At 35.6% G+C, this 17253-nt stretch carries 12 protein-coding genes and 2 other annotated features; all 12 genes read right to left on the bottom strand.

The window, feature by feature from the left end; all coding sequences use genetic code 11:
- Positions 1-109: 109 nt before the first annotated feature.
- Positions 110-1618: a M36 family metallopeptidase gene (locus COE49_RS10855; protein WP_088230409.1), complete on the bottom strand. Its 1509-nt coding sequence runs from the start codon at positions 1616-1618 to the stop codon at positions 110-112.
- A gap of 243 nt (positions 1619-1861) precedes the next feature.
- Positions 1862-4963 (bottom strand): isoleucine--tRNA ligase, encoded by a 3102-nt coding sequence (gene ileS, locus COE49_RS10850; RefSeq protein ID WP_088230410.1) that lies wholly within the window; start codon positions 4961-4963, stop codon positions 1862-1864.
- Between the two features lie 54 nt (positions 4964-5017).
- Positions 5018-5257: a binding site (T-box leader), on the bottom strand.
- A gap of 99 nt (positions 5258-5356) precedes the next feature.
- A complete protein-coding gene (locus COE49_RS10845; RefSeq protein ID WP_088230411.1) occupies positions 5357-9559 on the bottom strand; it encodes a bacteriocin-processing peptidase family protein in 4203 nt (1400 codons plus the stop codon).
- A gap of 302 nt (positions 9560-9861) precedes the next feature.
- Positions 9862-10656 (bottom strand): endonuclease/exonuclease/phosphatase family protein, encoded by a 795-nt coding sequence (locus COE49_RS10840; RefSeq protein ID WP_098252934.1) that lies wholly within the window; start codon positions 10654-10656, stop codon positions 9862-9864.
- Positions 10650-11528, bottom strand: coding sequence for a class I SAM-dependent methyltransferase (locus COE49_RS10835; protein WP_088230413.1), 879 nt, complete (start codon positions 11526-11528; stop codon positions 10650-10652). Before COE49_RS10835 ends, COE49_RS10840 begins: the two co-directional genes overlap by 7 nt.
- Positions 11529-11715: 187 nt before the next feature.
- On the bottom strand, positions 11716-11934 hold the full coding sequence (locus tag COE49_RS10830; protein WP_088230414.1) for a hypothetical protein: 219 nt from the start codon (positions 11932-11934) through the stop codon (positions 11716-11718).
- A 29-nt stretch (positions 11935-11963) separates the two neighbouring features.
- Positions 11964-12293: a DUF2085 domain-containing protein gene (locus tag COE49_RS10825; RefSeq protein ID WP_088230415.1), complete on the bottom strand. Its 330-nt coding sequence runs from the start codon at positions 12291-12293 to the stop codon at positions 11964-11966.
- A 111-nt stretch (positions 12294-12404) separates the two neighbouring features.
- Entirely contained in the window at positions 12405-14093 is a 1689-nt protein-coding gene (gene argS / locus COE49_RS10820) for an arginine--tRNA ligase (protein WP_088230416.1), read from the bottom strand.
- 45 nt (positions 14094-14138) lie between these two features.
- Positions 14139-14353, bottom strand: a binding site (T-box leader).
- 40 nt (positions 14354-14393) lie between these two features.
- Positions 14394-15170, bottom strand: a complete 777-nt coding sequence (locus COE49_RS10815; protein WP_088230417.1) for a class I SAM-dependent methyltransferase — start codon at positions 15168-15170, stop codon at positions 14394-14396.
- Between the two features lie 49 nt (positions 15171-15219).
- A complete protein-coding gene (locus COE49_RS10810; protein ID WP_000063703.1) occupies positions 15220-15654 on the bottom strand; it encodes a BrxA/BrxB family bacilliredoxin in 435 nt (144 codons plus the stop codon).
- Between the two features lie 83 nt (positions 15655-15737).
- Entirely contained in the window at positions 15738-16121 is a 384-nt protein-coding gene (locus tag COE49_RS10805) for a thiol-disulfide oxidoreductase DCC family protein (RefSeq protein ID WP_088230418.1), read from the bottom strand.
- 3 nt (positions 16122-16124) lie between these two features.
- Positions 16125-17252 carry a conserved virulence factor C family protein gene (locus COE49_RS10800; RefSeq protein WP_088230419.1) on the bottom strand — a complete coding sequence of 376 codons (1128 nt, stop codon included), beginning with the start codon at positions 17250-17252 and terminating at the stop codon, positions 16125-16127.
- Position 17253: the final 1 nt, after the last annotated feature.

The raw sequence follows: 17253 nt of genomic DNA, 5'->3' as shown, positions 1-17253 counted from the left end.
ATGGAATGTGGATATATTCACACTATCATTGATATCACCTAATTTACTCATACCAGTTCTTAGAAAAATAAAAAAGTCGTGGCTTATAAAATACCACGACTTTTTTATTTTAATTCGTACTAATTCCTCTTGCTGCCCAAATACGATCGATATCAGCGGCATGTTGTCCGCCATATAAAAGAGCATCCGCTTGCTTAATTGCCTTCGCACCATCACGGAATTTCGCATTTGGTGTTAATGACCAATGTGATTGTAAAATAATTTTTGTTGCTACATCACGGCCAAAAGCTTGTGCCATTTCGTATTGGCCTTGTGCCCAAATTTCCCCATCATCATGTACTTCATTCGTAATATCTTTCGGATACACTTTATTATTATCTAATCGGCGTAAGCACGTTGGATCTGAACTAGAATATGCAGTCGCATCCCATTCTCCAACACATGCTTTTCCGTACCCTGTAGTCGACACTGCATCTTCATAAGTAGCACCTAAGAAGTCACCAAACCCTTCTCCCATCGCTCCACCTTCTGGTGAACTACCGAATCCAGGTACTTGATTATCTTGAATTGAATGTCCATATTCATGTGCAATAATACCCGCATCTTCTGCATCATCCACTCCGCCAGTACCGAAAGTTAAAGCTTTCGTTGATGGAGAATAGAATGAATTATCATCTGTTGTACCATTTACATTCACTTTAATGGAACGATTGTTAATATTTTTGAATCCTAGCCCTTGAATGTAACGTTGTAATGTATCAATATGATAATATGACATAACATCTTCAAAGCTATCATTCGCGCGTGTATAGTTAAATTGTAAATTTGTAGATTTTGTCTTCGATTTTGAAGAAATTGTTACATACTCTCCAATTAAAAACCCTGTACCATCTAAACCTTTTAAAGTAACTGTTTTCAATTGATTCGTTAAAGCCGTTGAATCTGCATCTTTATTATCCTTTAACCCTGCCAGACTACCACTTGATACGACAGGATTAGGTAAAAATACTTTTCCAGTTCCTTCTACTTTTCGGTTTATATCAACTTTTTTAATTAACTTTCCATTTTCCGCATCAACAAATGTTTCCCATGCACCGAATGGATTATTAGAATGGACTACAACTTTATATACTGGAATAGCGACTCCATCTTCAACAATATATCCGAATTCTTTCTCTGTAGGAGCCCATAAGTTTTGCTCACTTTCCCCTCCAACATACGCCATTGATTTTTGTTCTGCATCTTTTTCACTAATCTTTTTCGTTATTTCCTTCACATTTTGAACAGGCTGGTAATCAGACACAGCAAGTACTCCTTGCCCCTGTCCATTAATAGTAACTGTTATTTGTTTTGAAAATACAGGAGCACCGTTAACTACTTGTTGGAATCGAACATATGAAGCTACTGACGTATCCGTTGTAGAAATATATTGTAAATCTGAAAGGTCTGGCTTTAATCCATATTCCGTAGCATGTCCTTTCAAATATTCAATTGCTTTCTTTTGCGGTGAATATGCTTCTAGCTTTACTTGTTGTTTTTCCAATGCCGAAACAGTAGAAATTGTCCCCATTACTAATGGTACAGTCATTGCCATTGCCACCATTTTTTTATTAAACATGAAACCACTCCCCCTAATAAATTGAAACCTTTACCCCATTCCTATAAGGCTATTACTGTCCATAAGTAACGAAATAAAGTGAATCTACGAGTAATTCTATACGAGCAAATCTATTACCTTTACATTTAGGGGGAGTGGAATTTTCTCAATATTTATGTGTAAAAGGAGCAAAATACTGTAGAAATATATTTCTTTCCTAACCATACAAAAAGGAAGTTGGAATGATTCCAACTTCCTTTTTCTTTAATTTGCCGCGTTTAATTTAATGCGAACTTTCGTCTCACCTAAAGATAGTTCATCGTCTTCATTCGTTAAGCGATCAAATGTAAATTGCTTAACGAGTAAGTTTTCTTCCAACAAACCTTTATGATTCGTTAACGTTTTTTGTAGTTCTTGCTCTGTATCAAGAATAACATCCACACGTAAATTAACCGGTAAATTCAACTGCTTACGATATTCTTGAACGGCGCGAATAAATTCACGTGCTACCCCTTCTTGTAACAATTCTTCCGTTACATTCGTATCTAACATAACCGTATATTGCCCGTTAGTCGTATTAGAGAAGCCTGATTTTGCAACTTTCTCAACCAATACATCTTCAGCTGTTACAACTACTTCTTCCCCTGACGTAGCTTGATATACCGCTTTTTCAGTTGAGACAAAGCGCTGTACTTCTTCTTGTGACAATTGTTTTAACCAGCCATTTACTGCATTCACATTTTTACCGAACTTCGGCCCAGCTGTTTTAAAATTCAGCTTTAATTGATAGGATGTATACTTCGTTTCATCGAGTTCCACATGGAATACTTTTACATTTAGCTCATCCATTACGATATCACGATAAGATTCCCAATCGATATCATTCTCTTTATGCTCAAGTAATACAAGTTCTGCTAACGGCTGTTTTACTTTTAAAGAATGCTGATTACGGTTACTTCTTCCAAGTTCAACAACTTGTAAAACAGCATCCATTTCCGCTTCTAATTTCGGCTGAATAAGTGATTCATTTACAACTGGATAATCTTCTAAATGAACGCTTCTGCCTTCTAAATTCAAATGAATATCTTCAGCGACAAATGGTGTAAATGGTGCAATTAATTTACTAACTGTTACAAGCACTTCATGAAGTGTGTCATACGCAGCTGCTTTCTCAGCATTCATACCAGATTCCCAAAAACGAGTACGTGAACGCCTTACATACCAATTACTCACTTCATCTACAAGCGCCGCGATTTCACGAGCTGCATTTGTAAACTGGTAATCATCCAGTGCCGTTCTTACCTTTTTCGTTGTGCTATGCAATCTTGACAATACCCATTCATCTAATTTCGTCCGCTTTACGTCATACATTTCGTTCGGATTATAACCATCTAAATTTGCATATAAAACGTAGAAGCTATACACATTGACTAACGTATCTACAAATTTAGATTTGGCTTCCAGTACTGTTCTTTCAGAAAAACGTTTCGCATTCCATGGAGCACTATCAACGAGTAAAGCCCACCGTAGCGCATCCGCACCAAACTTCTCTACTAAATCAACAGGATCTAGTGCATTGCCTTTACTTTTAGACATCTTTTGTCCTTCTTCGTCTAGAACATGCCCTAGTGATAACACTCGCTTATAAGGCACTTTTCCTGTATATAGTGCTGACACTGCTAATAAACTATAAAACCAGCCGCGCGTTTGATCAATGCCTTCTGCAATAACATCCGCTGGAAACTGTTCTTCAAATAACTCTTTATTTTCAAATGGGTAATGATATTGTGCAAACGGCATGGAACCACTATCAAACCAAACATCAATTACTTCAGGTGTACGATTCATTGTACTTCCGCATTTTTCGCAGCAAACTTGCACTTCATCTACATATGGCTTGTGCAATTCTAAATCTTCAGGCGTTTCTTTCGTGCTATGTTTTCTTAATTCAGCAATACTTTTTGGCGCAAATTGATGATCGCAGCTTTCACATTCCCATACGTTTAATGGTGTTCCCCAATATCTATTTCGGCTAATATTCCAGTCCACCATATTTTCTAAAAACTTACCGAATCTTCCATGTTTCATATGATCTGGATACCAAGTGACAGAATCATTATTTTGTAAAAATGTATCTTTAATTGCAGTTGTTCGGATTAACCAACTCTCTCCTGCATAATACAGTAACGGTGAATCACAGCGCCAGCAATGTGGATAGCTATGTTCATACTTTTCTTTATGATATAGTAACCCTTCCTTTGCCAAATAACGAACGATATCAACGTCACAATCTTTTACAAACTTACCTTTCAAAAACGGTACTGCTTCCGTATACTCACCTTTTTCATCTACAACATGTAAGAATGACAATCCTTCACTTTGAACAACTTTATAATCGTCCTCGCCATATGCTGGAGCGATATGAACAAGTCCTGTACCACTATCTGCCGTTACGAAATCTGCTCCGATAACGCGGTAGCCATTTGTAACTTCTTTCATCGGAAATGGTGCTGTATACGATGTGTTTACTAATTCTTCACCTTTATGAACAGATAATACTTCATAGTCTTCTTTTAATACATCTTGTACACGTTCTTTCGCAACAATGTATACATGACCTTCTTGTTTTGCTTTAACATATTCCATATTCGGATGTACAGCGAGCGCCACATTTGCTGGAAGCGTCCAAGGTGTTGTTGTCCAACCTAAGAAATACTCATTTTCACTATCTTTCACTTTAAACTTAACTGTTGCGCTTAAATCTTTTACTGTTTTATACCCTTGTGCAACCTCATGTGAACTAAGAGATGTTTGACAGCTTGGGCAGTATGGTGAAACTCTATGCCCTTTATACAATAATCCTTTTTCATGAATCGTCCCTAAAATATGCCATACACTTTCGATATAGGGATTTTCTAACGTAACGTATGGATCATCCATATCTACCCAATAACCGATACTTTCAGTGAATTCACGCCACTGCTTCTCATAAGTAAATACACTCTCTTTACACTTTTGAATAAACGGTTCAATGCCGTACTCTTCAATTTCATGTTTACCCGAAATACCGAGTTGTTTCTCAACACCTAATTCTACAGGTAAACCATGTGTATCCCAGCCCGCTTTTCTTAATACTTTATAGCCTGCCATCGTTTTATATCTTGCTACTACATCTTTAATTGTTCGTCCAAGTGCATGACCTACATGCGGTAATCCATTCGCCGTTGGTGGCCCTTCATAAAACACAAAAGATTGTGCGCCTTCTCGATTCTGAATTGATTGCTCGAAAATGCTTTGCTCGTTCCACTGTTTACGAATACGTGTTTCTCTCCCTACAGCTGACTCTTTTACATCTACTTTCTTCATCTACAATCACTCCTTTTGAATGTTTTAAAGCACACAAAAAACCCGTCCCTATAAAGTAGGGACGGGTTTACCCGCGATACCACCCTAATTCTATTAGCTATTCACTAATAGCACTTAGCAACGTACTATCATACGTGTTCTTTGTAACGGTAGACATCCGTCCGAGCTTACTTATGTTCAGCCTCGGCTCCTCGGAGATGATTTTCAAATAACGCCTGAACACCGGCTTTCAGCTATACACCGGTTCTCTGGGGAACAGTTCATTATTTTACTCGTTCTCGTCTTCAGATTTGTATACTTTGTTAAAAGCTATTCTATGCCATTTGGCAATCAATTGTCAACTAATTCGAAATATATATTTAATTATATCCTTGCTTAACCATTCCTATACAGTTACTTCTCAAGTTCTCGTATTCCTGCTAAATCCTCATCTTTCTCGATAAGCTCCGCAAAAAATCCAGTTCCATCTTCCCGAATTACAATTTCAAGCTCTTGTTTAGCCTCTTCATGTCTGTTTAATTGAGCTAAGTAACAAGCGTGATCATATCTTGCTAACAAGTCTGTAGCATCCATAGTTAATACTTCACTTGTTATTTTTTCTGCCTTTATCGTTTGTCCAGCCCCATGATATGAAGATGCTAAAGAAAGAAGAATTGCCGTATCGTTTGGATGATGTATAGAAGCGCCTTCTAATAAGTGAATTGCCTCTTCAAATCTCTCTTGACTTTCATACATTTCCCCTAAAGCAAGGAATCCTCTATTTACAAACGGTGTTTTCTCCGTTAATTGTAAATAAATCTTTTCTGCTTTTCTTTCTTCTCCGGCTTCAAAGAAAACATGTGCTTGTAAAAAAAGAGTATCATAGTCATCTGGTAACTCTCGAACCATTTGCTTCGTTAGTTCCAAAGCATCTTGCAATCTATCTTGTTCTTCACACTCGATAAAAAGATTTACTAGTTGCTTCGCTACATCATAATCCCATTTATTTTCTAACGATGTTTCCAAAACTTCTATCGCTTCTTTATTCATCGCTGCATTCTCGTAAAATTGTGCAAATCGCTGCGCTGCCATACTATTTTTCGGATTTAACTTTAACGAAATTTCATATAATTCAATGATTATTGTTATCATTGAAATTTCTTTCGCACGGTTTTTCATACGATAAAACGCTCTCGTAAATATAGACTTTTTCGGTTGTTCATTTTGCTGGCGTTCAATCCACATTTCAGTAACCGCAGCTGCTGCATACATAAATGCCGCACTTCTTTCTGCTTTTTTCACTTTCAATGTATGCAAAAAATCACGTATGTTAGACAATTTCTGATGTTGTTCTACTGCTTTCACATAAACATCAAAAATACGTTCATTACCTATATCTTGTCGCATGACTTTCATTGCAACTTCCATTGCTTTTGCATCTCTTTTTTTCACCAATACATTCGCATAATGATATAGAACTTCCGTATGTTCCCCATCTAATTGTATCGCTTGCTCAATTTGTTCTTTTTCCTTATCTATTTCATTCATTGCTCCATACACATATGCGATCGCATCTAATCGCCATATTTCAGGTACTTCTCCAGCTAACCGTTCTAATTCCGCTAGCAACTCTTCCTGTAATTCTACTTTTACTGAAAGCTGCGCCAAGTATTCCATATTTATATGCAATGGTTCCTCTTTCATCGCCTGAACCATATGACTTTGTTCCTTTGAATGATTTTCTTCTTTTTCATATATTTCTGCAAGCTGTAAATGTACACCTACGAAATTCCCATCAAGCTCTAAACATGTTTCATACGCTTGTTTTGCTTCTGTCAATTGCCCTAATGCCATAAGTGTTTCGCCAATTCGGTAATAAGGTAATGCCGTTTTCTTTTGTTCTATTGCCTTATTATATCTTTTCATTGCTTGGCCGTACTGTCCAATAGATTCATATAAAATACCTATATAACAACCGTATTCACTTACTTCATTTCTTTCTTTTTGTAACGTTCTTAAAAAAGCTATACCTCGTTGTACAAACACAGTTCCTTTAATTCGATTTACATATTCATCTAATGCACTTGCTACACTATAATCTCCCTGCTTTATACCACTCTCTAATTTAACCAATGCTAATTTTAGTTCTTCCTCATTCCCGCCCAGTTCGATTTCTGCATCCCATAAAACCATCCCAGCATTCATAAGGAAATCTTGACTCTTTTCAATTTGTTTTTCGATACCGAGAATATATTGTTTCGCTTCTTTATATTGCTCTTTTGCCATATACACTTGCGTAATTCCGAAATGAGAATAAACATCTTCATCATTTTCTTCTAAAGCACGCTCATACAATACTTCTGCTTCTTCTAAACTATCATTCTGAAAATGATAGTCACCTAACCTTACGTAAAGAGATGCTTTATCATCACAATTCTCAATACCTTTTAATAAAATTTCTTTCGTACTTTTGTCATCCTTCAAATCTGATTCGTATATTTCCGAAAGTTTCGTATAAATGTAAGGTGCATTACTATCCAAATGAATCGCTACTTTAAGCCCTTTTATCGCTAAATGTAACTTCCCTAATTGATGTGCACATCTCGCTCGCTCATACCATACATGCGCCTCACTTTTATACTCTTTTAACAAATCATTAAAGATGTCATATGCTTCTTCATATCTTTCTAAATCGATTAATATTAAACCGTGATTCGTTAACGTGAATCTTTCAGGACTACGCTCTAAAGCAACTTGAGAAAACTGCAACGCATTTTCACATTTATCGATATACATATAGGATAAAGCGAGAAAACTCCAAGCAATCGGCTGATCTGCGTCCAATTGTAACGACGAACGAAAACTTGAAATTGCTTCTATATAATTTTCTTGTTCAAATGCATATCTTCCATTTATCAAATGATACAAAGCACGATTATTTTTCTTCTCAACACTTGTCAGCATTTGCCCAGCTTTCTCCATTTCTTGAAGACGGATAAAGCACTGGGCACCATGTAATTTAACAAAATCCGAGTTCGGAAACTTTTCCGTTAACTTTTCTATACAATTAAGAATAAACTCTTTATCTACTTCAACATCTAGATGTTTAATCGTATATAACCACGTATTCGGATTATCACTCGTCTCTTTTAAAAAGTGTACTAAATGACTAACCCCCTCTTTATCGTGTTCATCTAAATGATCTGTAAGAGAAAAAATGGATTTAAAATACTGATTTTCTTCTTCACTTAAAAACGATAGTTGTTCCTTCTTTTCTTTCGGAACAAACGTGATTGCCAAACAACCTGTATAACGATATTTCTCTTGCAATTTACTATATTCCACAAGAACTGGTTCTATAAAGTTTGGATCTTGAACATAAAAAGCTTGTAACGTATCATCATATCCAGATAGTACTTGCACATGCGAAGCATGCTCAATATCTATACTTAATAAAACGGGAATTCCTCGGTCAAGCAGTCTCTTATAGTTTTCCTCATTCCCTTTGAAATAACGATATTCATAACCTAATCCTTCTAAATACGAAACAGTATCCGAAAACTTTGAACCTGTCATATCAAAAATAAACTCTGCAATTTCGTCTTGTGTACGTTTCTCTCCCCAAATTTGCAACATCATTTCTAAGCTTGTCGGAACACAATAATTATCCTTTTGTACAATAGGAACTATCGGCAGGTGAACCTTTTTTCCATCTCGATTTTTTTCTAAATTATGATACAAGGATTCTTTTAAACTTTTTTCTTCTTTTAATAACTCCTGTAAGTTTACAAGTTTATTCATTTTATACAGCGCTTCTGCACGTAAATGAATAAAGTAAGCCTCATAAGCATGATAAGGAAGCTGACGATTAATATTATCTATTACCGCTAACATCTCTTCATATTGCCCTAAATCTAATAAATACTTCACCTTTTCAAAGTGAAAATATGGTACTTGCGGGAACTTTACAATCGCATCATCAATTAGCTGTAATGCACGTTTCTGTTCCCCTTTATTCGCATATAACTGTGATAATAAATAGGTAGATAACTCTTCACAATCTTTATGCTGCATGCCGGCTATAAATTGTTCCTCTGCTTTCTCCCACTCACCTGTATGCATATAGACGTAGCCCCATTTATCAAAAACCGCACGTGTACTGTACTCCTCTGCTTTTTGCATATAGATTAGCGCTTCTTCATTTCGTTTCATTTCTAACAGACATCGTACTAACGTAAAGTATGTTTTCGCTAAAAAATCGACATCTATTTTTTCTTTATTACTCTCTTCTAAAGAATCTTTTAACAACTGTTCTGCTTCAAGAATTTTCCGCTCATCAATTAACTCGTCACAATATAAAGAGAGCGTTCTCATATTTGGGAATTTTTTATAAGCGTAGCGAATGAGGAATGAACTGTATTGGTGCATAAGCCCTTCATCAGTAAGGCGAATTAATATATCAAACTCCTCATGTGAAGGAATATTAGCAAGCCACTTTTTCACATAAGATATAGTATTCGTTTCTTTTATATATGAAATTTCTTTATTTATTTCCTGTAATCCATCTACAAATCTCTTGTCTTTCAAACAAGCTTCTAACTGCTTAAAATCTAGCATGCATTCACCTCGAATTTATATTTATACTGCTACTTGCTTAGATTTTACACATCATATTGTAGGTATTCAACTATAATCTCTTATAATGAGTGGTATTATTTAATATTATTCTAATCCATAACAGAATATAGTAAAAATGTTTGTTTTTCTCTGTATTTTGTTTGATTTTATGAAATAACGTAACATGTAGCTCTTATCTTTCAAAAGGTGAACTCTATATATAAAATTATATCGGCGATTTTCAAAATATATCAGCGATTATATGTCGAATATCGACTTACCAACATTAAACGACATTATTTTCACTTATCAAATTCCAAATCTGCAAAAACACCGTAATGATCACTAGGAAACACACCAGTTGAAGTTAGTACCGAATCCCCAAATATAGATACGTTTTCAATCGTAGGAAATTCAAATGCGGCATTTTCTTGTATCATGATCCAATCGTATCTTTTTTCTTGCTTTACATAGCCTTTTAAATTCAGATTCTCTCTATAATCTAAAGTTGGTTGAGCTATCATGTTCTCTTCGATTTCTTTAAACTGAGCTACATCTATCCAATGCTTCCGAATTAAGTATTGATGCACCATTGAATATGGATCATCATTAAAATCGCCACATAATAATTCATAATTACTGGCTCTGTTTTCAATCCAATTATTCACAGTGTTCATTTGTTCTTGTCTTATCCTACTAGATTTCCAATTTAAATGAACATTCGTAACTCCGAACTTCCAATCTTTATATTTAAATGTGATTCGAATGGCACAATAATTTGATTCCTCTATATCAGTTTCCCAAATTGCTTCTTCAGCTATAATAGGAATTTTACTAAAAAAAGCTAGTCCTTCATCTGGAGAATCAGGGTACTCTTTAAATATACAAAACGGATATCCAGTTTGATTCGCTATATACTGGGCCACATTTTCCTTTGATTTCAAATTAACAGAACTTCTAACTTCCTGTAGAGCAAGAATATGCGGAGAAATGCTTCGAATCTCCTCACAAATAGCTTCTAACCTTTCAAACCAAAGACTCTCATGGTTCCATATATTAAAGGTAGCAATCCTCAATAAAGCGCTACCTTTTAACATACTATTTCACCATATGTAATTTTCATATTCGGAGTATATACTAAAGAAGAATGTAGATGAAATGCTTTAAAAAATCGTAGTTCAGCTTCATATTGAGCTAGCGCATCATCATATGTTAATTCCCTGGCCATTAAACGTTCTATAAATTGCTGTTTATCTCCTGGATTGCCCGCTATTCCCTCTTCTTTTAACGAATGATACAAATCGTTTTTATCTTTGTGATGTATATTAGAGTCTAAAAAATTCACTTTATCGCTCACTCTACACTCAATATTTTTCACACCTAATTCACTTAAATACATCGGTATTTTCATGCCGATATTGCCATCTTTACCACTTCTCTGCGTGTCACTTTCAAATAATTTCTGTAAAATGCCTAGCTGGATAATTTTCGATTGGCTCTCTCCATCTAACACGTATGAAGACATATTTGAAATCCAATGTGGTTCAAAACAGATTATTTTACCACCATCCTTAATTGACTGTATCATTTTTTCTAGCATCTTTTTTGGTGAGTTCATATGTAATAAGAAAGCATGACAGATTGCTATATCGTATTTATTTTTTAATTCAATTTCTGTAGCATCTCCTTCAATAAATTCTGATTCATATGGAAGTGAACGAAATAACTCTCTTGCTTCAGCTATTAATGTTTCCCCGCTATCAATACCTGTATACTTTGAGCCCTTTGGAAGTAAAGGCAACAATACTAGGCCTAAATAGCCGTATCCACAACCGTAATCAACAATATGTACTGGCCCAGAGATCTGCCAAACTGTATTTACTAAAAAACTTAAATAATCGTCATTGTAATATAAGTCTCTCGTGTTTTTTAAATATATCAGTTTACTATTCCAATCGTACGTTTCCAATGTCTATTCCCCCTTTATATACAACACAAAAATAAAATTCTATTTATAGAAGACATATTCCTACACTTGTGTGGAATATTTAAGCCAGTTAATCATAAATAGCAAAATTCTAAAGCAAAAAGGGCTAGTGCATCGTTAAAAATACACTAACCCTTTTTACTTTGAAGAAAGATAGATCAATAGAAGCTTAATCATTACAATCACAATCTAAACAATCAGTACAATCTAAATCGCCGCAGTCGAAATTTCTTCTTTTTTTGCTTCTTTTAAGATAATAATATAGCACGCCAATAAACAATGTGCACATACCAAAAGCTATTATTGCTTCTGTATATTTCTCGTGCATGATAAAACCAATTCCACTTCCTCCTGAAATGCAAATTAGAATTAAATAGATCCAGAACATCTAAGTAGCTACCTCCATTAATATACGCTTTAAGAAAGAATCCATATAATGCTAGATGAAATGAGTAATCCCATCCCATTACCGCTTAATATACCGGTAGTTACTCTTAGCAAATTTGTGCTGCTTCTCCATTTCCATTTTTGGGTGAATCCATCAATAAGTAACGGAATTTGAGCGCAAATTGATAGTATGATTGCCATAGGAAATGAAGGTGTTATGTAAAAATAAATTGGAAACAGTAAAATACCAATAAGCATGCCCGTACAACGCGTACATAAAGGTATGTACTTTTGTAGTTTAAGGAAACTTCTTTTAGATTTTCTATGACAAGGAATTTGTAAGATAAAAGTTCGAATCAATATGAATCACCCTCTCTAAATAGATTTTAATTGATTTTGCAAAAAAATTATATATCAATAAAAAAACAAACCAGGTTCATACTAGACCCGGTTTGTCAGTTTACTACTATTTCACATCTCCTCAGGAGCACCCACCCCAAGTAATCGTAATCCTTCTTTTAATACAACCGTCACAGCATACACTAATGCCAGTCTACTATCCTTTTCTTCACTCTCTTCCAATATACGCACATTTCCATAATATTTATTGAACGATTGTGCTACATCTAATACGTATTTTGAAATAATGGATGGCTCATTTTTGTTACATGCTGCTTCAATTACTTGCGGGAATTTGTTTAGTAATTTTACGACGCTCCAGCTATAATCATCTTTTAATGCAAACGTACATGTTTCAAATTCCACACTTTCTTTTCTTAAAATAGAGCAAGCACGTGCATGTGTGTACTGTACATACGGACCTGTTTCCCCTTCAAATTTCAGCATATTTTCTAATGAAAATTCGATATTATGCATACGCTCATTTTTTAAATCATGGAATATGATTGCCCCAACACCGACCTGCTTTGCTACTTCTTCTTTTTGTTTTAAGTTTGGATTTTTCTCTTCAATATTTTGTTTTGCCAGTTCGATCGCTTCTTCAAGTACTTCTTCAAGTAAAATAACTCTTCCTTTACGCGTCGACATTTTCTTACCGTCTTTTAATATGAATCCAAACGGTACATGTTCCATACCATCAACCCAAGTGTAGCCAACCTTTTTTAATACAGTGAAAAATTGATTGAAATGCAAGCTTTGTTCCGGGCCAACTACATATAACGCTTTATCAAATCCATATGTGCTTTGACGATATAATGCTGCTGTTAAATCGCGTGTTGCGTAAATTGTCGCACCATCTGATTTTCTAATTAAGCAAGGTGGCATACCTTCTTCTTCTAAATTAACGACTAATGCGCCTTCTGACTCTTCAAGTAATTCATGTTCCTCTAAAATCCCAATAAAATCTTCCATTAAGTTATTATAAAAAGCTTCTCCTTGAAAATTAGTAAATTCTACACCGAGAAGTTCATAAATACGAGAAAACTCTTTTAAAGATTCGTGACGGAACCAATTCCAAAGCTCGACTGCTTCTTCATCACCTTCTTCTAGTTTCTTAAACCAAGCACGACCCTCTTTTTCTAGTTCTTCGTCTTCTTTTACCTCTACATGAAACTGAACATATAGTTTAAATAATTCACGTATTGGATCCTCTTTAACTACTTCTTCATTTCCCCATTTTTTATATGCGGTAATTAACTTTCCAAACTGTGTTCCCCAATCACCAATATAATTAATTCCTACAACTTCATATCCACATTTTTCGGCGATATGCTTTAATGAATTACCAATCATTGTAGAACGTAAATGCCCCATTGAAAAAGGTTTCGCGATATTAGGCGAAGAATAATCGATAACTACCGTTTTTTCACATCCAAAGTGGTTTTGACCGTACTCTTCTTTCTCCGCTAAAACCTTTTTTAATACATCATCACTTACAGTTTCACGATTAAAAAATACATTTACATACGGACCAACGGCCTCTACTTTCATAAAGAACGGATCATTTAATTTCTCTGCAATTTCCTTTGCGATAATAGCCGGTGATTTTTTATATTGCTTCGCTAGTGAAAAGCATGGGAACGCTGCATCTCCAAATTCATCTTGTTTCGGTGTTTCAATTAAATCTAAAATTTGCTTTTGCGCTAATTCATCCGTAAAAATATTGGATAAACTTTCCGCAAACTTCGTTTTATAATCCATACTACAACCTCCTTATTTTTTTAAACACAAAAAACTCGTCTCTAATAAAGAGACGAGTTTTAACCCGTGGTACCACCCTTGTTGTTCAATACGAACCACTTTCCCGTTTATAACGAGGACAGGGGGCCTCGGCTTACTCTACTATTCGTTCAAGAAGCGTCTCCGAAGTGCGCTTCATCTTTTTCTTCCGCACTAGGCTCACACCATCCCTAGCTCGCTTTCCTTCTAAAAAAGACTACTCTCTTCATCACAGACAATATATTTAATTAATTATTGCTTATTATACATCTTTTCAAACAATTAGCAAGGGTCAATTACACCAAAGTGAAACTTTGCACTTTTTCTTTTGTATACGTAAAAATTGTGTTTTTCAAATCTAGAACTACGGAAATGATCTTTCAGAACGACACGTTTACTCGCCACACGCTTCGCTTCCGCAATTGTTTCGTCAGTTATATCATGATACAAAGCGAAGTGTTTTAATCCTTTTATCCCATCTGATTCTATGACAGTTTCTTCAAACATTGGATCCAGGTAAACAACATCATAACTATTATCTTCACATTGTTTTAAAAATGCGTAATGCTCCGTTTGCTTTACATCGATTCTTTGCATTGCTTCATCAATTTCAGAAACGGATGAAGACCATGTTTGCAAACCATTTTTCATAATATAAGCCATATATTCATTACCTTCAAGCCCTGTTACTGTTCCACCTTCACCAACAACATAACTAGCTACAATACTATCTGATGCCATACCGAGCGTACAATCTAACACTGTCATTCCACTCTCTAATTTAGCAGCTTGTACAAACGGATCGTGTTCTCCGCGCATTAATCTTTTCACACGAAACATCGCTGAGTTCGGATGAAAGAAAAACGACTCTTCCGTTCCTTTCGGATAAATAGCTAATCGATTCTTCCCTACAACAAGCACATCTTGTTCATACTGTTCATGCAGTTTATGTACTGGTATGTCATTACGTTTAACGAATGAAACATTTAACTCTGCTGCTACCTTGTTTGCATAATCTGTCATTTCTTTGTTTGTTCTTCCTGCTGTTGTTACTATCATTATTTCACCTCTATATAAAGAAAAGAGGGAGATTTACTCTCCCCCTTCTTTAGCAATTCTTTTCGAAAGCTTGTTCTAAGTTCGTAATAATTTCGTCCATAGTTGCACCTTCAATTTCATGACGGTGAATGAAGTGAACAACTTCTTTCCCTTTTAATAATGCCATAGATGGTGAAGATGGAGGAATTTCTCCGAAGTATTCACGCATTTTTGCAGTAGCATCTTTATCTTGACCTGCAAATACAGTTACAAGATGATCAGGTTGTTTTTCAGCACGAACAACCGCTTGACCTGCTGATGGACGTGCTAAACCAGCTGCACAACCACAAACTGAGTTTACAACTACTAAAGTTGTACCTGATGCATTCTCCATAAATTCTGTAACAGCTTCTTCTGTAGTTAATTCTTCAAATCCAGAACGCACTAATTCTTGGCGCATTGGAATTACCATTTGACGCATGTATTCTTCATAAGCATTTGACATCGTGTAATCTCTCCTTCAACTTTCATTCCAAATTCATCATATCACGCTCTATTAATAGGTGCAAAAGAAAGATAGTGACGATTTCATTTTTTTGAAGGGATTTCACAAACCCCTTCACGGCAATGTCCAACTGGGACGAGTTTTCTATTGTTAGCGATATAATCGTATACTTTACTTCCAAATCCAAGTACGATAGATAGCTTTATAAAAGGAACGGCAAACCAATAAGACGGAACAGCCTTTGCTAATACATGTATGCTATGGATTCCGTCATACCATTTATTATTTTTTAAAATATACAATCTTTGTTCCATCTTACTTTGTAGTTCTTGAGAAAGCTCATACTTCGAGACTACATCTTCATCTCGAAATGAAACAAATTTCATCTTTCCCTTTTTATCTAATTTTTTCGTACGTTCTGCAACCGCCGTACACATCAGACACCAACTATCATAGAAAACAATCATACATTATTCCCCTTTACGAGACTCCGTCATTTGTTTCCATACTGAACCTTTCGCTTCTTCGCCGCCTTCAATACGCTCTAACGCAAGACGGGCTTGCATTGCTACTTCAAACTCTGGGTCATCTTGCGCTGCTTTTAGTGCTGGAATTGCACTTTCGTCACCTAGTTCAAATAAGAACATTGCTGCACGCCAGCGTACTAATTTACTTGAATCTTTCAGAGATTTAATCATAACGAACATTGCTGCTGGATCACCTACGTCTGATAAACAATCTCCCGCAGTACGACGAACACTTACTGAACGGTCTAGTAACGCTTTATATAATAACGGCAATGCTTCATCACCTTTTACCATGCCTAAATAAGCTGTCGCTAAGCGGCGAATAGATACTTTCTCATCATCTAACGCCAATTTCAATACCGGAATATCTTCTTCAGTAGGATCCATTTGCTCTAATGCTGCAAAACGGTTTTTCCAGTCAGAGTCTTTCATCATCTCTTCTGTTACTTTATATGGCTCACGCTTTTGAATCGTTACTTCAACTGCTCCTGCCTGATTTAATAATTCTTTAACCGTTTCATTTACACGTTCTTCTGAATAAGCAGCAACGATTTCTTCTACAACTTCTTTTCCGATTTCTTCAAAGTTACCGTAACGTGTACTTTGCTCTACCCATTTACGCTCTTTCACAACGTTCGGTGCAGACATTTGCACTTTCATAATTGCTTCTTTAAATCGATCTGGTAAACCAACACGTTCTTCCGATGTTCCATCTGTTAACTTCACTTGCATTGGGATAGTAAAGAACATTTGAATAAACACTTTCACTTCTCCAAAATGAGACAGTTGTTGTTCTTCGCTTTCTCCTACTATTTCTTCCCCGAAAACGGCACGAACTTGTTGTAATAAAACTTTCCAGTCATACTTCGCATTACGCTCCACTGCTAAAAAGTCTGCAACATGATATACACCTTTAATACCTTCAATTTTCAAAATCTCTTGCACTTGCATCGGTGCTTGTTCTTTATTTTCATTTGTATAATTATTACGCGCTCCTGATGGTAATACTTCATTCAAAATAACTTTCATTGTATTTGGACTTGGCGTCGGTTCAATTGCTTTAATCTTCACG

This window comes from Bacillus sp. AFS029637 (genome assembly GCF_002584985.1).
Classification (GTDB): Bacteria; Bacillota; Bacilli; order Bacillales; family Bacillaceae_G; genus Bacillus_A.
The sequence above is the reverse complement of the archived record's forward strand: the minus strand, read 5'-3'. Positions and strand labels throughout refer to the sequence as shown.